Source organism: Nocardia sp. alder85J (assembly GCF_020176955.2).
Taxonomy (GTDB): domain Bacteria; phylum Actinomycetota; class Actinomycetes; order Mycobacteriales; family Mycobacteriaceae; genus Nocardia.
Map to the genome: position 1 here is coordinate 612,765 of NZ_JAIUCZ020000002.1, position 24,436 is coordinate 637,200.

A 24,436-nucleotide genomic window follows, 5' to 3' on the forward strand; every position below is an offset into this window, starting at 1 on the left:
CCCGTCCGTTCCGCGATACCAGCTCGCTTCTTTCCCGCGCCGAGCCACGATGATCACCGCGCCGGTCCACCTCCCCGCGACGACTTCCAGGTTTCCCGATGGCCCGAGCTCTGCACAGCCCGCCGAGGTCACCGGCCGCAGGGTCTTTCGGCCCCTACCCGGCTGCGGCTCAATGCGTTCCGGAGTTCAGGGTCCTCAGTCGTCGGGTGTACTCCTCGTCATCGATCTCTCCTCGCGCATATCGGTCGGCGAGCACCTGCTGCGGGGTCGGACCCGCCTGCGGCGGCAGGCCGCCGGAGGCGGAGCTGGTGGTCGCATACCGGATCAGCGCGAAGAACCCGCCGATCATCAGAACCCAGAACACGATCATGCCCACCGTCATCAGGACATAGCCGAAGCCGCTCATATCGTGCCCGTACCAGAACATCATCGCCGTCTCCTTCGGACGTATCGGGATTGCCACCTCAGCCTGGTGCTCCGGATACGAACTGGAAACAGCCGAACAGCACCGGAGTGGGGGACAAGAGTCCCCGCCTGTGGTGGATCATGGCGTCCCTCGAACACGACCGAGCTCCTCCGAGCTGAGATCGCATCCGGAACCGGCCGCACTCGAATTCCGCTGCACGAGGTGACCGAGCCCGCCTCGGCGGGACGGGCGTCCGGTGGCACGCTGGACAGCATGTCGATTGCGGACAGCGGCGCGCCGCGGGTGCTACTGGTCGAGGACGATCGTGTCCTCGCCGACATGATCGCCGGCCTGCTGACCGAGGAGGGCTACCTGGTCCAGGGCGCCGAGAACGGCCAGGCAGGTCTGCATCGCGGCCTGACCGAGCGGTTCGACGTGCTGGTCATCGACCGCGGGCTGCCGGTCCTGGAAGGACTGCAACTGCTGCGGGCACTGCGCGATCACGGCATTCTCACCCCCGCCCTGTTGCTCACCGCCCGAGGGTCGGTGGCCGACCGGGTCGACGGACTCGACGGGGGAGCAGAGGACTACCTGGTCAAGCCGTTCGAGATACCCGAATTCCTGGCCCGCGTGCGCGCGCTGCACCGCCGCCATCTGGCCACCGCGCCGGCCCTGCCGGTCGGGACCCGACGGCTGATCCCGGCGACCCGCACCGTGATCGACCCCGCCGGTGCGCATCGGGAGGTGCTGTTGTCGGAGCGGGAGTGCGCACTGCTGGAGATGTTGGCCCGGTCGCCGCGGCAGGTGTTCACTCGCGCCCAGTTGCTCGACTCGGTCTTCGATCGCGCCGACACCGACGGGACCGTGGACACCTACGTGCACTACCTGCGCCGCAAACTCGGCCGCGACGCCGTCGACACCGTGCGCGGTCTGGGCTACCGGCTCGGCGCCCGATGAAAAAGCCGGTCACGGTATTCGCCGAGCCCGCGTCGTTACGGCGCACGGCCCGCGGCGCGGCGGTGCGCGCGGCGCTCGTACTGGCGGCCGTTCTGCTGGTCGCCGGGGCTGTGCTGCTCGTGGTGGAGACCCGCACCGGCAATCAGCAGATGGACACGCAGCTGGCACAGGTGGCGGCCCAGGTCGACGACGCCGACGACCCGCCGCCGGGTATGGCCATCGGCATCGTCCGGGTCGGCCGGGACAGCAGTGTCAGCGACAACGCGCCTGCTCCCACTGCCACACTGCTGGCCGGCCCGGTCGGCTACTCGTCCGTGCGATCCGGAGGTATCGAGTATCGGGCGCTGGTGGTGGAGCGCGCCGATCGCAGGGTCGTTGTGCTGGTCGACACCCGGCCCTGGGAACAGCGTCGGCACCACGTGCTGGTGGCCCTGCTGGTGACCGAGCTCGCCGGTCTGGCCGCTGCGGCGGGAGCCGCGGTGTCGTTGTCCCGGCGTGCGATCCGTCCCATGCTCGAAGCCTTGGCCGTCCAACGCGATTTCGTCGCCGACGCCTCGCACGAATTGCGGGCGCCGCTGACGGTGTTGCACACGCGCACTCAGCTACTGGCCCGGCGCGCCGCCCGGGAACACCTCGAGCCTGCCTGGCGTGACCAGCTCGACGGGTTGGTCGCCGACACCCGTGCCCTCGCCGACATCGTCGACGACCTGTTGCTGGCCGCGGCTGCCGAACATCGCATCGATCGGAGGGAGCCGGTCGACCTGACGGTGCTGTGCCGTGAGGTGGTCGACAGTGTCGCCGCACACGCTGCCACGCTGGGCATCTCGGTCGAGCTCGTGGCCGGCGACTGCTCCGGCGCCGCCATCGCCGACGGCATCCGGCCCGCGCTACGCCGTGCGGTGCTGGCCCTGATCGACAATGCCCTGCACCACGAAAAGCCAGGCGGCACAATCACTGTCCTCGTGGCTCGCGGCGGGGGCGAGGTGACGGTGACGGTCCGTGACACCGGCGCCGGGCTGGACCCGGGCGACGCCGCGAGACTGTTCCAGCGGTTCGCCCATGGGGACGGCCACAGCACCGGAACCCGGCCGCACGGAATCGGCCTGGCTCTGGTCCGAGCCGTCGTCGAGGCGCATCGGGGGCGGATCACCGTGGACGGTGCGCCCGGCCGCGGCGCCTGTTTCGTCCTGGCCCTGCCCGCCGCCCGCGACCGGTGACCAGGTCCGAGAATTCTCCAAGAATCGCCGCCTACGCTCCGGGCGACCACTACCGCATCACCCGAACGAGGAGCCCCGACCGGCATGGGACCCACCATCATCGACGGACTGCCCGCCCACGTTCTGCTCGTCCATTTCGTGGTCGTGCTGGTACCGCTGGCCGCCCTCCTGCTGATTCTGGTTGCCTGCTGGCCCGCCGCGCGGGCCCGGCTCGGAGTCCTGGTGCCTCTCACCGCTTTCACCGCACTGGTGACCGTCCCGCTGACCACCCACTCCGGCGAATGGCTGGCCCAGCGCAGCGGCGACGACCCGCTGATCCGCCGGCATGCGGACCTCGGCGACCAACTACTGATCTGGTCGGCCGCCACCTTCCTGCTGTCCGCCGTCTGGTGGGCCTTGCACAGCCGACGCGCGGGGCAGTGGTGGCGGCCACGATTCGCCAAGATCGACACACTGAGCGCGCACCGTGCCGTCTCGATCGTCCTCGCCGCGGTAGCGGTGGCCGTCTCGGTCGGCTCGATGGTCCAGGTCTACCGAATCGGCGACAGCGGGGCACGAGCCGCCTGGCACGACCGTGTCGCGGATCAGTCCGCCGCCGACCCTGCCCAGCGCTGAAACCGAACCCCACCGCGAACGTTTGCCGGATGAGCTACCGGGGTGTCGGTGCGGTCGTGTCGTGCCGTATCGCGGATGCCGGCTTCACCGTTCTCGGTGGCACGCTTCGCTCGGCGCGGTTCTTGATGCCTTGCAACATCTTTCGCTCCATGATCAAGCTGCCCGGCTCCAGCAGGTAGCGGTAGCACACCCGGGTGGCCGGGGACGCGTCCGCAGTGGCGATCCGATTGCGGCTGACCAGGCGGGTGCCACCGTCGACCGGGTAGAGGCCGAACGACCAGACCCAGTTGTGGTCCTCGGAGCGAAACACCAGGGCGTGCTGCGGTTCGAGAATTTCGACCCGCATCCGCGGCCCCTCGGCGGCGAGCCCGAATGTCTCGCCGACGGTGAGGCGCTGGTATTCGGGGAGGATCGTATCGGCGCTGTGCATCGGCACGCCGAGCAACTGGTCGATCCAGTCGTAGCTGTACACGCCGCCCCGGCCGGGCCCGAACTGCACCAGCCACGGCCAGATGGTCTCGGGCCCGGCGCAGATCGAGATCGCGCGGGTGGTGACTATTGCGGCCTCCGGCAGTAGTTCGTCACCCGGCATCAGCCGAGCGATTTCCTCGCCGCTCGCACCCCAGGTCAGGACCTTGGCGCGGGCGAACAGGGGATAGCCGACGGCCAGCCCGCCGAGGAAACTCGCGCCACCGAGCACGGCGGCGGTGATCGTCTTGGTGAGGGAAGAGCTCATACCGCCCAGAGTGCTGTGCGCTGGACCGGGCAGCCAGGGTCGTTCGGCCCGAAAAGTCCGGACGTGTGGCCGATCACCCGCTGCCCTAGAATCACGGCGATGACAGCCGAGAGCACCAGCCGGTGGCCGGCATGGCTGACGCCGAACCTGCGGGTGCTGTGCGCGGTAAGCTTTCTTGCCGACACCGCGAGCGAGCTGGTGTATCCGGTCCTGCCGATCTTCCTCACCACTGTGCTCGGCGCCCCCACGGCCGTGGTCGGCGGGGTCGAGGGAGCGGCCGAGGCCACGGCCGCGCTGACGAAGATCCTCGTCGGACGTCTCGGGGATCGGCGTCGTAAGCGGCCGCTCATCGCCGTCGGCTACGCATTGGCGGCGCTGGGCAAGATCATCGTGGCTGCCGCGGTGGCCTGGCCGCTCGTGCTGGCCGGCCGCTGCGTGGACCGCCTCGGCAAAGGTGTCCGCAACGCACCCCGCGATGCACTGCTCATGGTCGGTGCCGACCCCACCCGCAGAGGGCGGATCTTCGGTGTTCACCGCGCGGCCGACACCGCTGGTGCGGTTGTCGGCCCGGCGCTCGGGCTGGGCCTCTACGAGCTGCTCGGCCACCAGATCCGGCCGCTGCTGATGATCGCTGTCCTGCCGGCGTTCGCGGCCGTTGCTCTCGTTGCCGCCGTTCGCGAGAACCCGGCCACCGCAACAACATTCACTGCCGAATCGGCAGCGGCAGATACTCCTGCCCGGTTGCCGGCACGGTTGCGTACCGTGATCGCGGTATTGACGGTGTTCTCGCTGGTGAACTTCCCCGACTCCCTGCTGTTGCTGCGCGCTCACCAGCTCGGGCTGTCGGTGGCCGGGGTGATCGCCGGCTACATCGCGTACAACGCCGCATACGCCCTGCTGTCATATCCCGCGGGCGCCCTCTCGGACTCGCTACCGCGGCACTTCGTTTTCGCGGGCGGGCTGGTCTGTTTCGCGGTCGGCTATCTCGGTCTGGGCCTGGCGAATTCCCCCACCTGGGTCTTCGTCGTCCTCCCGGTCTACGGCGGATTCGCCGCCGCGACGGACGGAGTCGGCAAAGCCTGGATCGCCGACCTCGCCCCCGCCGCTCGCCAGTCCACCGCACAAGGGATCTATCAGGGTCTGACGGGCGCCGCCGTGCTCGTCGCCGGCCTGTGGGCCGGTCTGTTCTGGCAGACCGACGGCCGCATGCCGTTGCTGATCTCCGGCGGTGTCGCACTCGCGCTCGCCGCCGTGCTCGCCCTGACCGGTAGTCGCCTGTCGCCGGCGGGTGCGGCGCGCGGTGACATCGCCCCGGCCGGCCGGTAGGCGGCGAAGCCGGATTCAGGGCTTTCGTCCCGGTCGGCTCGGGCCCTCGTGCTCCAGCGTGCGGCGCCGCCAGGGTACGAAACTCGATCTGTACGCCAGACCGAGAGGTCCGGGTTGACCGAGGCGAGGACGGACCATCATGTCCGAGAACATTCCTGTGTATCCGGTGGCGCTGCGAGGCGATCTCGATGAACCGCTGTCACGGTGGCTGTGGCTGGTCAAATGGCTGTTGGCGATACCCCATTACATCGTGCTGCTGGCACTGTGGGTCGCTGTCACCGTGCTCACGGTGGTGGCCGGATTCGCGATCCTGTTCACCGGACGGTATCCGCGAAAGATCTTCGACTTCAACGTCGGCGTGCTGCGCTGGTCGTGGCGGGTGCAGTACTACACCTACGCCGCCCTGGGCACCGACAAATACCCGCCTTTCACGCTCGGCACCGCCGACTATCCGGCAGATCTGAACATCGACTACCCCGAGCGGCTCTCGCGGGGGCTGGTTCTCGTCAAATGGTGGCTGCTGGCGATCCCGCACTATCTGGTGGTTGCGGCACTGGTCGGTGGCGGCGCCACCATCGGCGGCAACCACGGCAACAACATGGCGATTCCGTTGCTGGGCGTGCTGGTGATCATCGCCGCGGTGGCACTGCTGTTCACCGGCCGCTACCCTGGTCGGCTGTTCGATTTCGTGATGGGTGTCAACCGGTGGCTGTACCGGGTCATCGCGTACGCCGCGCTGATGCGCGACGAGTACCCGCCGTTCCGCCTCGACCAAGGCCCCCGCGAGCCGGCCTGAACCCACTCACGATCTCCTGCCCCGGCGAGGGTGCCCTCGCCGGGGTCCTTCGCGTGCGTCGAACCGATCGCCGCCGGCGACTCGGAACCGGAAGCGCACGATGCGGGTGGATCGTTTCATGCCGGGCACCATCTGACTGCTGCGATCGGTCATATCGGCGAACCTACTCACATTCCGGCGCCCGGTGCCGGGACGAACAGGGACCAACGGCACCTGTTCCGGCGACCACCGGATCTGTGGCGGTGCCGACCTGCGAGTAACGATGAAGAGCACCCCGCGCGACGAGGTTCGCGGCGCGGAGGCCATCTCACAATTCTCACGAGGAGGTCGGGATATGCGTGCGAAGCCTGGTGACTGGCTGGTGGTCGAAGCTCGCGTCGTCGACGGCCCGGCACGCCGCGGACTCATCGAGGAAGTACACGGCATCGACGGCACGCCGCCGTTTCTCGTGCGCTGGTCCGATACCGGCCACCGCGCGCTCACCTTTCCGGGACCCGACGCACACGTACTGACCAGTGAGAACCTGGACGCTGCGGAAGCGGAGGTATGGGCACGTTATACGGCCGGGCAGCAGAGTGCGCGGAGCATGTGAACGGGCATTGATCGGATTTCGAGGACGAAAGCCACCGAAACCGAGGTCTTCGTCATCGGTCGCCGGTATATCGGCGCGAGCGACAGTGGTCGACATGAGTACTTCGATACAGACCGGGACTGCGGCGAGCACGATCGAACGGCGGATACTGGGACTCCGCTGCGAGGTCTGGTGGGCCCCCGCGGACGCCGCCTACATCGCCTGCAGCCCCGAATTTCCCACGATCCTGCACAGCGATCCGTCCTCCGCGCTCGCAGCGATGAACGGCTTGGAAAACGACATCCGTGACGCGCTGGCAGCCGTTCCCGCGCACGCCTCCCCGGGGGAACTGCGGTGACTCCCGCAATGACCATCGTGGTGGTGGTCGTGCCGGCGCCGGTGATCCTGCTGGCATGTCCGTCCGGATCCTGTTCCAGTACGAGAAGGGCGTGCCGTTCCGGCTGGGCCGTGTGGTCGCGGTGCGAGATCCCGGGCTGAATTCGATCATTCCGATCATCGACCGGCTGCCGACAAGAACACCACCATGGTCTTCCCGGCGCTCACCGTGCGCCTCGGTGGCCGGGCATGTGCGCGGGCGGGGCGACGCTGGAAGAAGCCATGCCGCCGAGGATGCACGCGGACTACCCCCGACAGCGCGCGACCCCTGGCGTTGTCATCGGGAGTTCCACCGCCGGTCGGCGGCCAGCGCCGCCCATTCCTGGTCCCAGAGCCGGTAACGGTGCCGATCCACCATCCGGTCGACGGCCCACAGCGCAATCGCCACCGCAAGCGCACCAGCGAGATAGGCGGAGATCGCGGCCACCACCGCATCGCCGATGTCCTGTGATCGGGTCGGCGGCGGCGCAGTCTCGTCACCGGCGGCCGTCACCCAGATCTCGACCCGATCGCGTGCATGCGTGGTGGAATTCGCGGGAATCGTTGCCGTGTGGCCTGTTCCGGCATAGTTCCATTCGGCCGGGACCGCGGTTTCCTCGCCCCAGATGACCGATGCGTCGGCATCGGCTGTCGCGTCGATTCGATGGAGAACCACCCGTTGCCTGTCGCTGTCCTGAGCGAAGTGGCTGTAGCTGGTGGTACCCAGTGCCACCGCGACGGGGATCGCGGCCACCAAGGTGCCCAGTAGCGCTGCACGCAGTGCGTATCGCAGGCGGTAGCTCGCGGGCAGGAGCGGGTTACGCCGCCATGGGTACATAGTCCACGCGCGGCGTAGCAGCAGTCGGTATCTGTTCGTCATCGCTGGTGTCATGGTCGGAATCCCGTTCACGATCGGCCCGGTCGCTACCAGGCAATTCGGCTCGAATCCAGCATCGCAGCGATGTGGAATCCGTCGGAAGTGCACAATGTCGCAACCGATATGGGCCGACCGGTCCCTGTCGCTCGGGACCTCTGTCCGGTCGGGCAGGCGAACAGGAAGCGCTGGTGACGAGCCCCGCGGCGAGCGTCGTCACCAGGGCGGGCAGCAGTTCCGCCGCCCGTGCCAGGTCGGCGGCGAGGGCGGTGAGCCTGGCCCGCGCCGGCAGCTGCCCGCATCACCAGCACCGATTCATCCCGCTCACCGAGGAATCCGTGGATATCGCCGACACCGACGTAGACGTCGGGCGTGCGGAGCCGGGCCGCTCATACCTGCGGTGCCACGGTCCGCAGGATCGCCGACAGCGGTAGCCGGGGCGTGGGCTCGGGTTCCTCCCGGTTCTCGGGTACGGAACCGATGCGTACCAGCACCTGCGGCTGCCAATCCCCGCCGAGCAGATCGCGGACGACCGACCGGCTGCGCGGGAATTCGATGAGATGGGTCAGCGGGCAGGTGGCGTATCCGGCCGCCGTGCACTCCAGCAGCAGGGTCGACAGCGCCTCCCCGCACCGCAATACGTCGTCGGTGCGGTCGGTATCGGTGGACAGCGCGACCAGCACCGATCGATCGATCTCCCGATCGGGTCGCCGCGGGGTGCCGGAGGTGACCGGCAGGCTCCGCCCCACCGGCACCCGCTCCTGCTCCTGGGCGCTGGTCAGCGCGGACGCCGGAATTCCGGTCGCGCCGGTGACATGTCCTGTCCACCACTGCAATTCGGCCTGATATCCGGAATCGTGACGCCGCAGATCGGCGGTGAGCCGGGCGGCCGGGGCCAATTCCCGGCGGCTGTGCTCCGGCAGCACCTCGAACACCGCGTCCGAGGGATCGATGATCGAGCGCAGCACGGTCTCGGCCCGGTCCCAGTTCGCGGGCGGATCGAACGGCAGCCGGTCGGTGCGGCGGCGCAGGATCGCGTCGGCCCGGTCCCGCTCGGCCTCGGTGACGATCAGCGCCGGAGCGAAACGGACCGTCGCGAGATGGTCCCGATGGTTCGGGTCCGGCAGCCACGACACACCCGTCCGCCAACCGGCCGCCACCAGCGCGGCACGCAGGTGCCCCAGGGCAATCCCGCACCCCAGGATCGACTGCCGCCCTGTGCTGTCGGTGTTCGGCAGCGACCGCTCGCGGGCCACGAACAGTTGCAGGGTGACGCCGTCGAAGATCCACTGCCACGGCTGACTGTTGTGCAGCGAAGGGGCCCGGCCGGCCAGCAGGACCGCTTTCTCGATGACCGTATGGGAAGGGATACTGTTCATGTACTCCACGGTAGGAGCGGCGAAACCGAGGGCCGAGGGCCTTTGGACACCGATCCTCGGGCAGCCCGGCCCGTGCCCGGCGCGGCAACCGGTCACGTCCGCGACAGCCCAGCGGGCCGATAGCAGGGCGAAGCCCGATGCCCGGCGGCGCATTCGGTGTCCGTCCTTCGGTGCGCGGCCGAGGTTGCCTCTCACCGCCGGCCGCGTGGGGGCGCAGACGAAAGGGGCCGCCCAGAACCTGATTCACCGCAGATCCCGCCGCCTCAGGGCGACCAGACCGATCACCAGCAACACCGCGGTAACCAGCACCTCCCAGAGCAGCGGGACGGCGTTGAAGTGGCCGCCGGGCAGCTTGGGCAGATGGCTGTAAGGTTCGAGGTCGCGCGCCCACTGGGGGAATCTCGCGACACCGCCGAACATATAGATCAGCAGGAAGCCGACGTACACCGCCCAGACGCTGGTCGCCCGGCGGGGTGACAGTCCGAAGAACGCCACCGCCACCGCCGCGGTCAGCCAGATCGCGGGCAACTGCACCGCGGCGCCCGCGACGCAGGCCGCGAGTTTGCCGCCCAGGTCGTGGGTCGAATTGCCGTACGCCAGTCCGGCGGCCGTACCCGCCGCCAGCACCGCGAGGCTGGGTCCGAGCAGGGCGTAGACGATATGGCTTGCCGCCCAGCGAGTTCTGCCGACCGCACCGGTGAGGACGGCCTCCGCCCGTTCGGCGATCTCCTCGGAGTGCAGCCGCAGCACCGCCGACACCGCGTACGCCGCGGCGGCCATCGCCAGCATGCTGATGGCGATGCCGACGAACATGTCGTCCAGCTGGCGCGTGCCGCCGATGCGCTGCAAGAACTGCTGAAACGCCTCGTTGCTGCCCAACTGCTTGCCGACACTGGTCGCCGCGCTGCCGAACAGCAAGCCGTACAGCGTCAACGCGACGGTCCAGGCGAGCATGACGCCGCGCTGCATCCGCCACGCGAGCCCGAACGGACCCGACAGCCCACGCCCGGCACCGGCAGACCCCGCGCGTTCGGCCAGCAGACCGGACCCGACATCCCGCCGGGCCAACAGCCCGTACGCGGCCGCGAGCAGCGCCACGATGGCTACGGCGTGCAACCCCAACGGCCACCAGCGTTCCTGCGCGAACGGCCGGATCAGCACGGTCCAGCCCAGCGGCGACAACCACGACAGCGTGCCCGAGCCCGCATCGCCCACTGCCCGCACCGCGAACGCCACACCGAGCGCCGCCAGCGCGTAACCGCGCGCGGCGCGCGCGCTCGGACTCACCTGGGCCGCCACCGCGCCGACGCCGGTGAACACCAGCCCGGCCGCGGTCAGTCCCGCACCATAGGCGATCGACCCGCTGACCGGGAGCCGATATGCGCACAGCATCAGCGCGAACGCCGCACCGACGACGATCGACGCGCCCGCCGACATCAGGACCGCGGCGGTGAGCCCGGCGAAGCGTCCCACCGACGCGGAGTCGACCAATTCGGTTCGCCCGACCTCTTCTTCGGCGCGCGTGTGGCGAATGACGGTGAGGATCACCGCCACCGCCAGAACCGCACCCAGCGCCTGCGCCTTCCAGATGGAGACCGCGCCGAGACTGGCGTTGAACACCGGTCCGTACAGAGCGATCTCGGCACGGTTGGCAGAGGTCGCGGTGGCGAACGCCTGCAGATCCGCCGGCGTCCGGTAGACGGTCCGGATGCTGCCCGCATAGGTGACCGGCATCAGCACGCCGAGCACGAATGTCCACAGCGGCAACACGATCCGGTCACGACGCAGGACCAATCGCAGCGACAACCAGGTGCCGGCCAGTCCGGCGGACCGTGGCCGAGCGGGAGCGGCAGGGGCACAGGCGAGGGTGGTCATGCGGTCACCAACTCCGCGGCAGGCGCGTCCGCCGAGGCGAGCCGGTAGTGACGCAGGAACAACTCCTCCAGCGTGGGCGGCTGACTGACGAGCGTGCGGACACCGATGTCCCCGAGGCGGCGGATCAACGCGCCGAGGTTCGGGCCATCGACCTGGCAATGCAGTGTCGAGCCTTCGACGGTGAGGTTCTCGATGCCGGGAATATCGCTCAAATCGCCAGGGTCACCGAGCAATTCGGCAGTGATCGCAGTGCGCGACAGATGCCGCATGCTCTCCAGCGACCCGCTGTCGACGGTGCGGCCGGACCGGATGATGGTGACACGCTCGCACAGCGCCTCGACCTCGGACAGGATGTGACTGGACAGCAGCACCGTCACCCCGCGATCACGTGCCTCACGCACACAATCCCGGAAAACCTGCTCCATCAACGGGTCAAGCCCGGCCGTGGGCTCATCGAGCAGCAGCAGCCGCGCGTGCGACGACAGCGCCGATACCAGCACCACCTTCTGCCGGTTGCCCTTGGAATAGGACCGCGCCTTCTTGCGCGGATCCAGGTCGAACCGCTCGATCAGCTCGGCCCGCCGCGCGGTGTCGATGCCCCCGCGCATGCGTGCGAGCAGATCGATGGTCTCCCCGCCGGTCAGCGACGGCCACAACGCGACATCGCCGGGCACATAGGCCACCTGGCGGTGCAGCGCGACCGCATCGGCCCACGGATCACGACCCAGCAGCACCGCATGCCCGGAATCGGCCCGCAGAATGCCGAGCAGGATACGAATCGTGGTGGATTTCCCGGAACCGTTGGGACCGAGGAAGCCGTGGATCTCACCCTCGTCGACGGTCAGATCGAGCCCGTCGAGGGCGTGGACATGTCCGAAACTCTTGTACAGATCCCGAATGTCGATTATTGCGGCCATGGAGTCTCCTCGATACACACCGGCCGGAGCCCAAGTCGTACTCCGTGTGTCGAGACTGCGCCGCACTCTCGCGCGGCGACCACGGCCGCAAGTCCCCGGATCAGAAGCAGTTGGACCTCACCGCCGAAGGCGATCGCGACCGCACCGCTGCACATCGACCTGCGGGTGCAGGCATGACGCCGCCGGGACGATGCCCAGTCTGTTGCGCTACAGGCATTCGGGTGGGTGGTTCGGGCTCGACCACCAGCGTTTCGCGCATGCCGGCGGGGTCGGCCGCGCCGGAGCCGACGGCGTCGGACAGCTCTGTGGCGGTGCGGAATCCGTCGGTGCGCAACAGTGCTCGGGTCACCCCGCCTGCACCCGGGACGATCCGACCCGCCGATGTCAGCCCTGGCCGGTCGTGGTGTCGTCGCCCGTGGCGCCCGGGTCGTAGGCCAGCAGTTCCCAGCAGTGGCCGTCCGGGTCGTCGATTGCCCGGTTGTACAGCCAGCCCATGTCCTGGGCCTCCCGTGGTTCGGTGGCCCCTGCGGCCAGCGCCGCGTCGGCGAGGCGGTCCACTTCTTCACGCGATCCGGCAGCCAGCGCGTTGATCACCTCGATCGGACCATCCGCAATGTCTCGCTTGGTGAAGGTGGCGAACGTCTCGCGGGTCATCAGCTGCACCACGACCGCGTCCGCGAAGACCACCTGAGCGGAGGTGTCCCCGGTGAAATCCGGGTTGATCGTCGCCCCCATCGCCGTGTACACCTTCTTGCTCGCCTCCAGGTCTGTGACCGGCAGGTTGACGTAGATCTGCGTGAATGCCACGACGTGCCTCCAAGGATTTCCGGTGTGCCGGGTGTTCCCGGCGACACCACCAACCTAGGGACGCACCTCGACCTCGGTCTTGTACAGGAGCGACAGCATCTCGTCGTCGTCGGCGCGCCGCAGCTGGGAAGCTGTGCGGCCGGTGAACCGGGTCAGCGAACGCGCGAGGTGCGGCTGGTCGTGGTACCCCGTCCGCTGCGCGACCTCGATCGTCGCCATCCCCTGCTGCAACAGCAGCACAGCCTGTCTGGCCTGAGGTTCCCCCCGAACCGTGGACAGCTGGTTACGCAGCGTTCGCTGCGGCTGTCATGAGTGACTGCTCGTAGCGGATCGGGCTGATGCCACCGATCGCGGAGTGTCTTCTCGTAGTGTTGTAACGGATGATCCATTTGTCAACTGCGGCAATGAGTTCGGCTTTCGTGGTGAAGGCGTGCCGGTAGTAGAATTCATGCTTGAAGGTCGACCACAGCGATTCGGCGGGGCTGTTGTCCCAGCATATGCCGGTGGCCCCCATCGACCGCCGCAGGCCGTGGCGAGCACAGGCTTTCACGGTCAATCCCGCAGTGAACTCGCCGCCGCGGTCCGAATGCAGGATCGTGTCGCGCGCCCGTCCGCCGCGCACGGCAACGGCCTGCTCGATCGCGACCTCGACCACGTCCGCACCGATGTGGTCGGCGACCGCGTGACCGAGTACCCGGCGGGTATGCCCGTCCCGGATGGCACATAGATACATGTCGCCTTCTCCGCAGGTCAGATACGTGAAATCCGTGGTCCAGACGGCGTCCGGGTGGCCCTGATCGAACTCCCTCGCCACCAGGTCCGGCGCGAACACCGCAGCTGGATCGGCCACGGTGGTGCGAACTTTGAAAGTGCGAGGGCTGATGCCCTCGATCCCGATCTCGGCCATGATCGCCGCGACTGTCTTGTAGTTCACCCTCTCGCCGCGTTCGCGCAGCTCGTCGGTGATCCGAGGTGATCCGTACGTGCCCGCGGAGTCGTCATGGATGTCGAGGATCTTCACCGTCAGGTCCGCGCGGCGCTGCTGGCGCGGCGTCAAATCCGTTGCGGCCCTGCGCTTGCGCCACGCATAGAATCCCGCCCTCGACACCTCCAGCAGCCGTGCCATCCGGGTCACATCGAAGCATTGCGGGCTGGTCGTGGTGCCGGCGGTCGCGGCCACCGCCTGCGCATCAGGGGCGGCGTACTTCGCCATCAGTTCGAACCGGGTCGGTTGTTCTGCATCGCAGCGAAGTACGCCGAGGCTTTTTTAAGGAATTGGATGTCCTTGTCCTGCTCGGCAACTCGCTTCCGGAGAGCCTGTAACTCGGCCCTCTCCACGGCTGACAACGGCTCGCCACCACCGTCTTCACCACCTCCGGCGGCGGCCCCGTTGCGGCGGCGTTCGTCTTTCACCCAGTAACTGAGCATGCCGGCGTCGATCCCCAACTCCCGGGCGACGTCGGCGATCGTGCGACCGGTATCGATCACACAATGTGCTGCCTCGACCTTGTACTCGGCCGTGTACGACCGGCGCTTGCGAGGTGGCATAGGGACATCCTTCCAACAAGACCATTCGGTCTGTCAAATCGGTGTCCACTTTCCAGGGGGAACCTCACATGAACCACGGTGCGCGCCAGCACGACAACCGGACACACCAATCGCGGCATTACAGGACGTTCAAACCCGAGGAACTCCGAGTGATCTATCGACCTGCCAGAGGGACCCTTGATGGCTGGTGTTGTTCGGGGGCACGCCAGCGTACGGCCGTGGCTCTGATTCGAGGCTGATGTATGTGCAGGTCTCGGCAGGGCTGCTACGGCTGGCTCGGCACGACCTCACGGTCTCGCAAGTATCCGAGTGCCGCTGGTCCCAGTGCCGCCAACATGGCGGTGCCGCCTGCGAGTGCTATTCCCGCCGTGGCTGCCCGGTGCGGCAAGCCCAGTCGAGCGGCGTTGGCCACCACCACGGCGTCGATCACGTCCATCACGATTCCGGACCGCAGCGCCGCTCGGCGGATCGTCGCGTCGGGGTGCAGTGCCGCCACGCCGAGGACTACGTCACGAACGCCGAAAGCTTTGATCCACACGCCTCGGTCCTCGCCGGGATAAGAGACGCCGAGCGCGGAATGCACGCGACGTGACGCCAGAGTTGTGGTGGTACCCCACGCGATCCGCCCGATGCCGATCGCGTACGAGACCACGCGCTCCGTCGAGTCCTGTCGTTGTCGATCCCGCATAATTCCATCCCCACTTCCATTAGGTTAGGCAACCCTAAACCATGCGAGTCCGGCGAGTCCAGACCGCGGATACGCGGTTCAACGTGCCGAGCATCGCGACCGGGGAACGTCGAACCGGTTGCCCGAATCGCAGGCGGAGGCGAGCAGGAATTCGAATCGCAGGTGTGGAAGCCCGGGGGTGGGCGAGTCGTTGTGCACTCCCGGGCGGCGGACATGCTGGGCCGGGGAGTGCTCGAGGATCCGCCGATGACACAGATACCGGTGACGGCGCTCACCTCCGCGAGCGCGGTCACCGGCAGAAAGCGATGATCGTGACCATGGTGCGCGACACGATGAATGGTGTGAATCAGCGGGTTCCCCGCATCCCTCGCCCGTAGCGTTCGGCTTCCGGGCACGCCACGCTCAGCGGTGCCTGCCCATGCTCGCAGCACCACGCGAAGTACAGGCGTAGGTCCGAGCCGCAGCGGATTCGGGAGCTGCCGGTGTAGCGCGCGAGAAGAGCGACCGAAGCCGACCGCACCACGAGATCACCGCCCGCGAAAGCGACATCAACTCGCGCAGGTCGTCTTGGCTATTGTTCGGATGGGGCCAGCCACGGGCCGCTCCGGCCAACCGCTCACAGCCAGAAACGCACGGTAATCGGCATGAGCGAAATGTTGTACGGACGCAACCGGTTTCGAGCGGTATGCGGCATTACAGCGCGCGTCGACTGCACCTTGCCTACCGGTCGTCCTCGTGCATTGAGTTGGCGACCACTACCGCCAGATTGTTTCGCACCGCCGCTGTCCTCGGATGGTCGGTGCCGAGGACCCGCTCCCGGTCGGTGAGATTCCGCTCGTAGAGGGTGATCGCTTCGTTGACCCGGCCCGTCGACCGGTAGGCGTTGGCGAGGATGTTGCGGGAGAAGAAGGTGTCGGGGTGGTCGGTGCCGAGGACCTGTTCCCGGTCGGTGAGATTCCGCTCGTGCAGGGTGATCGCTTCGTCGACCCGCCCCGCCGACCTGTAGGCGCCGGCGAGGTTGTTGCGGGAGGTGAGGGTGGCGGGGTGGTCGGGACCGAGGACCCTTTCCTGGTCGGTGAGGGTTCGCTCGTGCAGGGTGATCGCCTCGTTGATCCGGGCCGCCGACCGGTATGCGCTGGCGAGGTTGTTGCGGGAGGCCAGGGTGTCGGGGTGGTCGAGGCCGAGGACCCGCTCCCGGTCGGTGAGATTCCGCTCGTGCAAGGGGATCGCCTCGTCGACCCGGCCCGCGGACTCGTGGGCGCCGGCGAGGTTGTTGCGGGAGGTGAGGGTGGCGGGGTGGTCGGGGCCGAGGATCCGTTCGCAGTCGGTGAGGGTTCGCTCGTGCAGGGTGATCGCTTCGTCGACCCGGCCCGCCGATTTGTATGCGCTGGCGAGGTTGTTGCGGGAGGCCAGGGTGTCACGGTGGTCGGGACCGAGGACCCGCTCCCGGTCGGTGAGATTCCGCTCGTACAAGGGGATCGCCTCGTCGACCCGGCCCGCGGACTCGTGGGCGCCGGCGAGGTTGTTGCGGGAGAGGAGGGTGGCGCGGTGGTCGGGGCCGAGGACCCGTTCGTGGTCGGTGAGGGTTCGCTCGTGCAGGGTGATCGCTTCGTCGATCCGGCCCGCGGACTCGTGGGCGCTGGCGAGGTTGTTGCGGGAGGTGAGGGTGGCGGGGTGGTCGGGGCCGAGGACCCGTTCTCGTTCGGTGAAGGCTCGCTGGAGCAGGGGGATGGCGCGTGTCGGTGACCCTTGATCGTCGAGGAATAGCGCGGTGCGGTTGAGGACGGTCGCGGTGGTGTCGGTGTCGGTGTCGGGCCGGGTGCAGGCAGCCAGTGCTTCGATGTGCGGCAGCAGGACCCGCCACCACGGCCAGTCGGCGGGGTCCTCCCATGTTCGGGGCAGTGCGTCGGACAGGGCGGTGGTGGCGCGATCGCATGCCTGGTCGGTCAGGGCACGGTGGTGTGGGTCGGGGGTGCGGGTGACAGCCTGTACCAGCCGATGCACCGAGATCGCGCCGGTACCCGGGTCGACGGTGATCATGGTGTAGGCGGCCAGGATCGCGACCGCGACGTCCACGGTGGGTGGGTCGGCGAGCCCGTCCAGCAGGCTCGCAGGGATGTTGTCGGGGGCCCACCAGGCCAGGATCGTGAACAGTTCCACCGCGAACGGTTCGAGCGCGGCGATCTGCTCCATGGTCACCCGCCAGATCCGTGCCACTGTCCGCTGCGGATCGGCGGTCACCGCCGCGCGGTCGAACATGACGGCCGGATACCCGGTCAGCAACCCCAGATAGGTGCGCGGGCCGGTGGCCGGGTTCTGCGCCAGATACGCGGCGGCCTGCTCGACGGCCAACGGCAGAAACCCCAGTACCGCACACAGTTCCGCCGCGCCGTCCAGATCACGTGGCCCGCTGGTGGTGACGATCCCCGACAACAGAGCCGATGCTTCCGGCGGTGTCAGGACGTCGACTCCGATCGTGGTGGTGGCGTGCTGCCAGCCGGTGGCCAGCCGGCTGGTGACCACCACCCGGCCTCCCGCGTTCCGGGTGCGGGCCAGCACGGTCTCGATATCGCGTGGGTCGCTCACGTTGTCCAGGACCAGCAGCCACCCCGTATGGGTGGCCAGCCACTGCACTGCCCGCTCGGCCAGTTGCTCGACCGCCAGCCCCCGCGCCACCACCGGTTCCAGCACCGCCGCCAGACCCGCCAGGCCCTGCTCGACCGCAGCCGGACTGTCGGCAGTGAGCCACCACACCGGCGTGCACCCGTGGCTACCGGTGGTGGCCCAGTGCGCGACCAGGGTGCTCTTACCGATCCCGCCCAGCCCGTGGACCGCGGTCACCACCATCAGCCCCACCCCGGCCGCCGTATCCAGCGCAGCCAGATGCTCACCACGGCCGACGAACCGGGTTGGCGGCAACGGCACGTTCCCCATCCCGGGCGGAGCATCGACCTCGGCCATCGGGGTCAACGGCACTGCCGGTAGGGCCACCACGTCCCGACCGGCCTGCACCACATGATTGCCGTCACCGATGATCCGCGCCGATTGCACCACCGTCGTATCGCCCCCGATCGACACTGTGGAGGAGACGTCACCACCGCCGGTCTCGACCACGACCGCCCGTCGCCCGGACGTCCCGGTCGACGCCCCGGCCTCGGGTACCAGCGTCGGCCTGCCGCGCCCCCCGAACCACTTCATCCGATCCCCACCTCGACGACACCGAACGCAGATCCCCCGGGCCATGACCGCCCCGCGACACGGACCGGCCGAACATTCCCCCGCCACATAACCTGGCGGGCGGACCGCCTCATCGTAGAACCTCCACACCACCGCGGGAACGGCCTTCTCGTTGCAGGGGGCATCGGGGACCTGTGCACACGACTCCGGATATCGACAGCGGGATCAGGGCATAGACACCTCCCTGCCGTGGGGGCGATGTTCTTCCCGATTCTGGGCACCATCGCCGAATTCGCGCACACCCTCATATCCGAGCGCACCCGCGACGGCCTCACGGGCGGGCGAGAAGCGAACAGAATATTCAGCGGTCGAGACCCTGATCCCGAACATCCGGTAATCGGCATGAGCGGATGCTCTTTGGGCACAGCAGATTTCGCTCGGTATGCGGCATCGTCGTGTGTTCCCCTGTGAGAGAGTTGCTTTCATGCCAGCTGGAGTGACGCCGGGCCGCGAGGTTGTGTTGGAGACCAGTCGCCTACTGCTCAGGCCTTGGCGGGTAGCCGAGGCCGTCGTCCAGCGCGAGCTGTGGACCGAACGTGATCCACGAGTGCCTCCGCACCGTCGAATCGACGCGGATGGATACCCCACACTCGCAGAGCTCGAGGATGGGATCCGTACCGAGCAGCCGTCGTCTACCGGCTTGCTGGCGGTCCAGCGCAAGGTCGACCGGGACGTCATTGGCTACTGCGGACTGGTAGACACTGGACGGGGAGCAGAGGGGGAACCGGAGCTGGCGTTCGAGTTGCTTCGCCGAGTCTGGGGTCACGGGTACGCCACCGAAGCCTCGTTGGCGGTTCTGGACTGGGCGAGATCCTCCGGGTACGAACGTCTGTGGGCTACAGTCTGGGACTGGAACATCGCTTCTCGCCGTGTGCTGGCGAAGGTCGGTTTCACCGAAACCGAGCGCACCGAAGTCGACGCGGTCCGCGGGATCACCGTGTTCCTCACGAGACAGCTCTGACACCCGACTTCGTCCATCGCGACTCGATACCACTGGCCATCGCTCGTTCGATGCTCTCGCGAAGTAAGTGCGGCGCGGTAATCGGCATTTCCGTGACGTTCGCGAGCGGACTTCTTCGGTTGAAATGCGGGCTAGGTGGAGCCAGCCGACCGGCCGATACTCTCCTGAAGCTCGGTCAGTGCGATGAACGCTTGGTCTGTGCCGAGTTCGCTGGGCGTCGGTCCGGCAGGCGTTGGGACGTCGGCAAGTCGATCGGCGAGTTGGAGGAGCACCTCCCTGTCGCCCTCGAGCGCTTCGCGTTCGTCGTCGGTGAGTTCGAGGCGTTCGAGCATTTGGTCGACGCCCTCTCCAGGAAGACGATGCCGGGATCGGCGCATACGGCTGCGGCAGTGCAGATGTCATCGAAGAGGCGACTGGGGTCGACCCGGCACCCGTCGAGGAGTTCAACGTCCCACCCGCCATCGACGGCTGCCATGAAGGCGTCGTCGACGTTGATCGAGATGTTGAACTTCCAGTCGGTGTCGTCGGCTCTCGCGCTGACCTTGGCCTGGATGAACTCATGGATTCTCGGGTGCCGGACGCTCACGATGGCCATGTTGCCGACCGGGCGCTCTTCCCTGCCCTGCTGTGCGCTGTCGACGGCGACGCGGTTCAGAAAGCGCAAGGTAGCGACAGGGTCCTCTGCTGTGTCAAGATTGAATCCTGTACCCATGCCCTGTTCGTGCAGGGTGATGACCTCCTCGCGCAGTCGCCCTGATCGAGCCGGATCGAGGTCGGCGGTCGGTACCGTACATGCCGTCAGAGGCCGGTCCGGGTGGCGGCCGGCGTTCATCATGACCGGCGTGCTCATGATGATCTCCCGCCGGTCCAGTGCTGCCTCGAACGCCTCGGCGAATTGGGCGGCTGATCGTCGGCCGGAAAACTCGGCCTCCTGGTCGGCCAAGGCGGCGGTCACGCGCTTCACCATGTGGGCCGGTGTTTCGTCGTGGTCGATGATGCGGCCTGCTCGTAAGACATGCTCAGCGTGCGGGGATGGTACGAATTGGGACATACAAGAACTCGTTTCGATCGGCTGACAGCGTGCAGCCGTCAGCCGGAAGCGTGAATGGAACTGAAAGAGCTACTGGAGCAAGCAGATTCGTGTGAAGGCTGGTTGGTCACACCCGCGCTGGATGCCATCGCTGGAGTGCCGCCTGACCGGCGGCGTACTCTTCGACGCTGACCAACACGCGATCCGCGGCCAGGTCGACGCCGAAGGAGTCCGGCAGAACGCCTGTCAGATCAGCGATCATCGTCCGGGCGGTCGACTCGATGGCCTTCTTGTCATCGACCGGTGTCCAGCGCTCCACCGCCGGCACATGGATCAGCCAGCGGCTGCCGCAGCAATGAACCTTCACCAGGTACTGGCGCATTACTCGCTATTCCCTCGGTGAGCGGTGCGGCTCATTGGCGATCCCCAGGGGTGGGGGACGCGGCACCCCACCCCTGGGGACGTTCGGAAGGTGCTGATCGGTGTTGGCGTCAGCGGATTCGATTGGGCCGCAGTCATGGTGGCTCCCTCAGTCGTTTAGCCTCGATCCACCGACGAGGTTTCTGCGCTGTCTGTGCGCCGGCGGCGAGCGGACAGCGGGGTTTTGGGTGGCCGGTAGCTGCTGGTCTGCCCAGCCTTTCCACTGTTGTTCCTGGTCGCAGGGGCGGTTGGGCGGGTGTTCAGGCGGTCGAGAGTGTGGCGGTGGTGGCGTGCCAGAGCTGGTGCCAGGCCCTGGCCCAGGGCCAGTGAGCGGGCAGGTGCAGGACAGGTTTTCGCTGAGGGCGGGTGAAACGAGGGGGAACGGCGATGATCTTGCGGCGCAACGTGGTTCCGCGTGCTCTGCCCAGTCGCGGGTCGGCGAGTGCGCCGGCGGCGCGCAGCAGGTTGTGCGCGATCGCCGCGCACAGCACCCAGGCCGAGTTCGCGCCGAAGCGCCCGGACGGCATGTGCGCCAGTGGGCCGTCTGTCAGGTCGGCGAACACGGTCTCGATGACGGCGTGGCGGCGATGGGTGAGGTCGGCGTCGACGGTGGGTTCGGTCGAATCGGTGAAGAACGGGTGATACCGCCAGACCGGGAACAGTTCGTCCTGGCGGGCGGCGTCTTTGACGCGGCGCACGATCAGCCGGGCGGTGACCCGGTCGGGCTTGGAAGCGAAAGCGGTATACGGGATTTCGGCGACCTCGGCGTCGGAGATCCATTCACCGCTGTCGGGGTCGCGGACCGCGCCCGGGTATTTCACTGGTGTCCACGCATCGCCGGGGATCGACGCGATCGCGCGCGCCACGGCGCGGTTCTTCGCCAGCACCAGCGAGAACCGGGCTCCGAGGCGGTGACACGCGCTGATCACGGCACGACCACCGAAAGCAGAATCCCCGCGCACCAGGATCTCACCGGTCACCCCGGCCGCGCGGGCGGTGGTGACGGCTTGGGCGACCATCCGCCCGGCCCCTTTGGCCGATCCCGCCTTCCCGGCGCGCAACCGCATTCCCGCGATCAGCGGCGCAGCCAGGTCAGTGCTGATCGTGGTCGCCAATGGTGAAAGCCCTTTGCGCAGAACCTGTTTGCCCGAAATCTTGGTGAACCCATAGGACGCGCCTTGCTTGGCATACCCATACACCGGCCGCAGCAACGAATCGATATCGACGAACGCCCGCTGGCTGGCGCCGGGCAGCAGATCGGCCCGCGCACACAACCGCGACAGGTGCGTGCGCAGCACCGATTCGAGCTGACGCGCATGCCCGAAGCTGAACTCCCGCAACAGGGTTCCGACCGTCGACGGCGCATACACCCGGTCGAACACCGCGCTCATGCCGCCGCTGCGCAGCACATCGACATCGTCGATGCTGTCCGCGCCCGCACACATCCCGGCGATCAGTGTCACCAGTTTCGGACCAGGGTTCGCCGACCCGGACTTGATCCGAGGCTCGGCGATCGCCACCTTCGCGGTCAGCAACTCACCCAGCCCGGTCTGTTCGGCCAGCCGCATCACCGGCACCAGACCTGCCAGCGACACGAGATTCTGATCATCGAACACCGCTGACTCCGCGGCGAATCTATGCGAAACTTGCACCCGAAGTGCCCTTCTGAAACCGGACGATCACTGCCTAGACAACAGCGATCATCCCAGCTCGAAGGGCACTTTTCTCGTTCATCAGGCACCAACGAACACAAAACCTTCGGTGGATCGAGGTTTAGGGTGCGGCGACCCGAGACCTGTAACTGCCCCACCCGCCGCCGACCGGCCCTCTCTGCGAGTAGTCAGCGGGCCGACTGAGGCTGCGGCGTCACCCGGTCTCGGGTGCCTGAACTCGGACGCTACGAGCGAGGCGTGTTGCCGGGCTACATCTTTGCGAGCCTTTGCGCGTAACCTTGACCGTATGGTGGTGGAAGAGTGACGATTTGCAGGTCATCTCCTTCCGCGTACTGCAAAGGAAGTCCTCTCATGACAACCCTTCGCCTGCTCGGCTCCGGCTCTGACCACGGTGCGTGCCCGGCCGTCTACGTCACTGACTTCGGTCTCATCGTCCAAGGCGATCGCATCGCTGACGGGCATGCTGTGGCCGTGCCCCATCAACTGCTCGACTGGCTGGAACCGGGTATGACGCTGCCCGTCGAGGCCACCGATACCCCAGGCGTCATTCTCGTCCCGGGTACCCCGGTCACCGATGCGGAAGTGCTCGGGCAACTGACCCTCGAAGACTACGAAACCGCCGTCGAGGTCCGCTGATGCTGCATGTCAGCGGAGACGACATCTGGGCGCCCCTGTTTCGCGCTACCCACAGCAGCGCCTTCCACCTCGAAGTCAGGGACAGCTACGCCGTCGCCGACGAAGCCGAAGCGCTGCGGCGGTGGGCGGCTGGTGAACCCTACGAACGCGAGGAACAGCCCGACTCGTGGCGTGCATGGGACGAGCTGATGATCGAAACCGCCGGGCGTGACGTCGCGCTCGAACGACTGCGCGTCATCACGGTCCCGCATTCCGACTATGTGCGGTGGCTGCTCGAAAACACCGCCGACAACGTCGAAACCGGAGAGGAAGTGCGCTGGCTGCCCAGGAATCTGGTCCAGCCGGCCGAGGTTCCAGCTGACGACTACTGGCTGTTCGATCGGACGACGGTCGCCTACACCACCTTCGCGGAGGATGGTGCGTTCATGGGCCTGTCGATCACCACCGACCCGCGGCTTGTCGGTTGGGCTGTCGAAGTACGAGAGACCCTGTGGCCCCGTGGCATCGACCATGCCGTCTACCTGGATAGCGAACGCGTGCGGATGTGACGAATGTCGATCAGGCACGCGAGGCACTCGGCGCACGCCTTCGGGAGTTGCGCCGAGGTGCCCGCATGTCCGGCATCGCCCTCGCGACCGCGTGCGGCTGGCACTCATCCAAGGTCTCTCGCATCGAACATGGAAAGCAGAGCCCTACCGAGGATGATCTTGCTCAGTGGTGCGATGCGGTCGACAACCCTGCCGTGTTGGACGATCTGGTGGCATCGCTGCGCAACCTGCGCGCCATGTACCTCGAATGGCAACGCACCGTTGCCGCAGGGCACGCGCACCGGCAACGGCAATCCATCCAGCTCGAAGGACACACCAAACTCATCCGCTGGTGGTCACCCGACGTCACCCCCGGCCTGCTGCAAACCGAACCCTATGCCCGCGCAGTCCTCACTGCCTGTATCGCCGTCACCGGCGGTCGGGACGACCTCGACGAGGCGTTGGCCGCTCGTATGCAGCGCCAGCGGGTTCTGGAGCACGGCAACCATCGCTTCCACATGATCGTCGGCGAGTGGGCACTGCACAGGACCGTCGGTGACGACGCGGTGATGCTCGGCCAGCTCGATCGGCTGTACGACACCACCACCCACCCACGGATCCGTCTTGGCATACTGCCGCTAACCGCCGAATACCGTTTGCCCGCAGCAAATTTCGTCATCTACGACCGGACCCAGGTACTTACCGAGACTGTCAGCGCCGAACTGACCATCACCCGGCCGTCCGAGATCGCGCTGCACGAGAAGACCTTCGCTGTCCTGGCTGAACAGGCCGCTTACGGTGATGAGGCCCGCGCATTGATCAGGACTGCGGCCGAACGCAGACGGTAGAGCACGCTGGCCGGTCG

General features: G+C 67.5%; 25 protein-coding genes and 1 pseudogene. 11 read left to right on the forward strand and 15 right to left on the reverse strand.

All coding sequences use genetic code 11. The annotated features are described in order from the left end of the window. Positions 1-169 precede the first annotated feature (169 nt). On the reverse strand, positions 170-430 hold the full coding sequence (locus LBW94_RS08960) for an SHOCT domain-containing protein (RefSeq protein ID WP_225055575.1): 261 nt from the start codon (positions 428-430) through the stop codon (positions 170-172). Positions 431-628: 198 nt separating this feature from the next. On the opposite strand from LBW94_RS08960, the gene LBW94_RS08965 reads away from it, so the two are divergent. The 3 genes from LBW94_RS08965 (at position 629) to LBW94_RS08975 (ending at position 3,195) form a co-directional block, all read left to right on the forward strand. After that, entirely contained in the window at positions 629-1,363 is a 735-nt protein-coding gene (locus LBW94_RS08965) for a response regulator transcription factor (RefSeq protein ID WP_323137813.1), read from the forward strand. Beyond that, entirely contained in the window at positions 1,360-2,580 is a 1,221-nt protein-coding gene (locus LBW94_RS08970; protein WP_225055577.1) for a sensor histidine kinase, read from the forward strand. The genes LBW94_RS08965 and LBW94_RS08970 overlap by 4 nt, the downstream gene beginning before the upstream one ends. 84 nt (positions 2,581-2,664) lie before the next feature. Next, positions 2,665-3,195 carry a DUF2231 domain-containing protein gene (locus LBW94_RS08975; protein WP_225055579.1) on the forward strand — a complete coding sequence of 177 codons (531 nt, stop codon included), beginning with the start codon at positions 2,665-2,667 and terminating at the stop codon, positions 3,193-3,195. Between the two features lie 34 nt (positions 3,196-3,229). Here LBW94_RS08975 and LBW94_RS08980 read toward each other — a convergent pair whose 3' ends face one another. After that, positions 3,230-3,931, reverse strand: a complete 702-nt coding sequence (locus LBW94_RS08980) for an SRPBCC family protein (protein WP_225055581.1) — start codon at positions 3,929-3,931, stop codon at positions 3,230-3,232. 99 nt (positions 3,932-4,030) lie between these two features. Between LBW94_RS08980 and LBW94_RS08985 the strand changes: the two genes are divergently transcribed. From LBW94_RS08985 to LBW94_RS09000, 4 genes and pseudogenes are all read left to right on the forward strand, one after another. Then, complete coding sequence (locus LBW94_RS08985) at positions 4,031-5,257, forward strand: MFS transporter (protein ID WP_225055583.1); 1,227 nt, start codon at positions 4,031-4,033, stop codon at positions 5,255-5,257. A gap of 157 nt (positions 5,258-5,414) precedes the next feature. Next, positions 5,415-6,053 (forward strand): annotated as a pseudogene (locus LBW94_RS08990) (DUF4389 domain-containing protein); the annotation flags it as partial. A gap of 334 nt (positions 6,054-6,387) precedes the next feature. Continuing rightward, positions 6,388-6,645: a DUF1918 domain-containing protein gene (locus LBW94_RS08995; protein ID WP_225055585.1), complete on the forward strand. Its 258-nt coding sequence runs from the start codon at positions 6,388-6,390 to the stop codon at positions 6,643-6,645. 94 nt (positions 6,646-6,739) lie between these two features. Next, entirely contained in the window at positions 6,740-6,982 is a 243-nt protein-coding gene (locus LBW94_RS09000; RefSeq protein ID WP_225055587.1) for a hypothetical protein, read from the forward strand. Positions 6,983-7,297: 315 nt separating this feature from the next. Here LBW94_RS09000 and LBW94_RS09005 read toward each other — a convergent pair whose 3' ends face one another. The 10 genes from LBW94_RS09005 to fxsT form a co-directional block, all read right to left on the reverse strand. Continuing rightward, positions 7,298-7,879, reverse strand: a complete 582-nt coding sequence (locus tag LBW94_RS09005) for a hypothetical protein (RefSeq protein ID WP_225055589.1) — start codon at positions 7,877-7,879, stop codon at positions 7,298-7,300. A 383-nt stretch (positions 7,880-8,262) separates the two neighbouring features. After that, on the reverse strand, positions 8,263-9,252 hold the full coding sequence (locus tag LBW94_RS09010) for an Acg family FMN-binding oxidoreductase (RefSeq protein WP_225055591.1): 990 nt from the start codon (positions 9,250-9,252) through the stop codon (positions 8,263-8,265). Between the two features lie 243 nt (positions 9,253-9,495). After that, positions 9,496-11,127, reverse strand: a complete 1,632-nt coding sequence (locus tag LBW94_RS09015; RefSeq protein ID WP_225055593.1) for an ABC transporter permease — start codon at positions 11,125-11,127, stop codon at positions 9,496-9,498. Next, positions 11,124-12,044 (reverse strand): ABC transporter ATP-binding protein, encoded by a 921-nt coding sequence (locus tag LBW94_RS09020; protein ID WP_225055595.1) that lies wholly within the window; start codon positions 12,042-12,044, stop codon positions 11,124-11,126. Before LBW94_RS09020 ends, LBW94_RS09015 begins: the two co-directional genes overlap by 4 nt. A gap of 384 nt (positions 12,045-12,428) precedes the next feature. Beyond that, positions 12,429-12,851, reverse strand: a complete 423-nt coding sequence (locus tag LBW94_RS09025; RefSeq protein WP_225055597.1) for a VOC family protein — start codon at positions 12,849-12,851, stop codon at positions 12,429-12,431. A 54-nt stretch (positions 12,852-12,905) separates the two neighbouring features. Then, positions 12,906-13,091: a hypothetical protein gene (locus tag LBW94_RS09030; RefSeq protein WP_225055599.1), complete on the reverse strand. Its 186-nt coding sequence runs from the start codon at positions 13,089-13,091 to the stop codon at positions 12,906-12,908. A 43-nt stretch (positions 13,092-13,134) separates the two neighbouring features. Continuing rightward, the gene (locus LBW94_RS09035) at positions 13,135-14,064 is read right to left on the reverse strand and encodes an IS3 family transposase (RefSeq protein ID WP_225062807.1); all 930 of its coding nucleotides are present in this window, start codon (positions 14,062-14,064) and stop codon (positions 13,135-13,137) included. Beyond that, the gene (locus tag LBW94_RS09040) at positions 14,064-14,399 is read right to left on the reverse strand and encodes a transposase (protein WP_225062808.1); all 336 of its coding nucleotides are present in this window, start codon (positions 14,397-14,399) and stop codon (positions 14,064-14,066) included. Before LBW94_RS09040 ends, LBW94_RS09035 begins: the two co-directional genes overlap by 1 nt. A gap of 265 nt (positions 14,400-14,664) precedes the next feature. Then, positions 14,665-14,937, reverse strand: a complete 273-nt coding sequence (locus LBW94_RS09045) for a hypothetical protein (protein ID WP_225062735.1) — start codon at positions 14,935-14,937, stop codon at positions 14,665-14,667. A gap of 870 nt (positions 14,938-15,807) precedes the next feature. Next, positions 15,808-18,285, reverse strand: coding sequence for an FxSxx-COOH system tetratricopeptide repeat protein (gene fxsT / locus LBW94_RS09050; RefSeq protein ID WP_225062736.1), 2,478 nt, complete (start codon positions 18,283-18,285; stop codon positions 15,808-15,810). A gap of 463 nt (positions 18,286-18,748) precedes the next feature. Here fxsT and LBW94_RS09055 point away from each other — a divergent pair, with 463 nt between their 5' ends. Continuing rightward, on the forward strand, positions 18,749-19,285 hold the full coding sequence (locus tag LBW94_RS09055) for a GNAT family N-acetyltransferase (RefSeq protein WP_225062839.1): 537 nt from the start codon (positions 18,749-18,751) through the stop codon (positions 19,283-19,285). Positions 19,286-19,460: 175 nt separating this feature from the next. Here the strand turns inward: LBW94_RS09055 and LBW94_RS09060 are convergent, their stop codons facing one another. From LBW94_RS09060 to LBW94_RS09070, 3 genes are all read right to left on the reverse strand, one after another. Further along, positions 19,461-20,336, reverse strand: a complete 876-nt coding sequence (locus LBW94_RS09060) for a ribonucleotide reductase N-terminal alpha domain-containing protein (RefSeq protein ID WP_266270378.1) — start codon at positions 20,334-20,336, stop codon at positions 19,461-19,463. A gap of 106 nt (positions 20,337-20,442) precedes the next feature. Continuing rightward, positions 20,443-20,697, reverse strand: coding sequence for a hypothetical protein (locus LBW94_RS09065; RefSeq protein WP_225062287.1), 255 nt, complete (start codon positions 20,695-20,697; stop codon positions 20,443-20,445). A gap of 298 nt (positions 20,698-20,995) precedes the next feature. Continuing rightward, the gene (locus LBW94_RS09070; protein ID WP_225062286.1) at positions 20,996-22,387 is read right to left on the reverse strand and encodes an IS1380 family transposase; all 1,392 of its coding nucleotides are present in this window, start codon (positions 22,385-22,387) and stop codon (positions 20,996-20,998) included. 372 nt (positions 22,388-22,759) lie between these two features. Here LBW94_RS09070 and LBW94_RS09075 point away from each other — a divergent pair, with 372 nt between their 5' ends. The 3 genes from LBW94_RS09075 to LBW94_RS09085 are packed head-to-tail and all read left to right on the forward strand — an operon-like array spanning position 22,760 to position 24,419. Continuing rightward, a complete protein-coding gene (locus LBW94_RS09075; protein ID WP_225062285.1) occupies positions 22,760-23,044 on the forward strand; it encodes a hypothetical protein in 285 nt (94 codons plus the stop codon). Further along, positions 23,044-23,592 (forward strand): DUF6879 family protein, encoded by a 549-nt coding sequence (locus LBW94_RS09080; protein ID WP_225062284.1) that lies wholly within the window; start codon positions 23,044-23,046, stop codon positions 23,590-23,592. Before LBW94_RS09075 ends, LBW94_RS09080 begins: the two co-directional genes overlap by 1 nt. Continuing rightward, on the forward strand, positions 23,589-24,419 hold the full coding sequence (locus LBW94_RS09085) for a helix-turn-helix domain-containing protein (protein WP_225062283.1): 831 nt from the start codon (positions 23,589-23,591) through the stop codon (positions 24,417-24,419). The genes LBW94_RS09080 and LBW94_RS09085 overlap by 4 nt, the downstream gene beginning before the upstream one ends. Positions 24,420-24,436 lie beyond the last annotated feature (17 nt).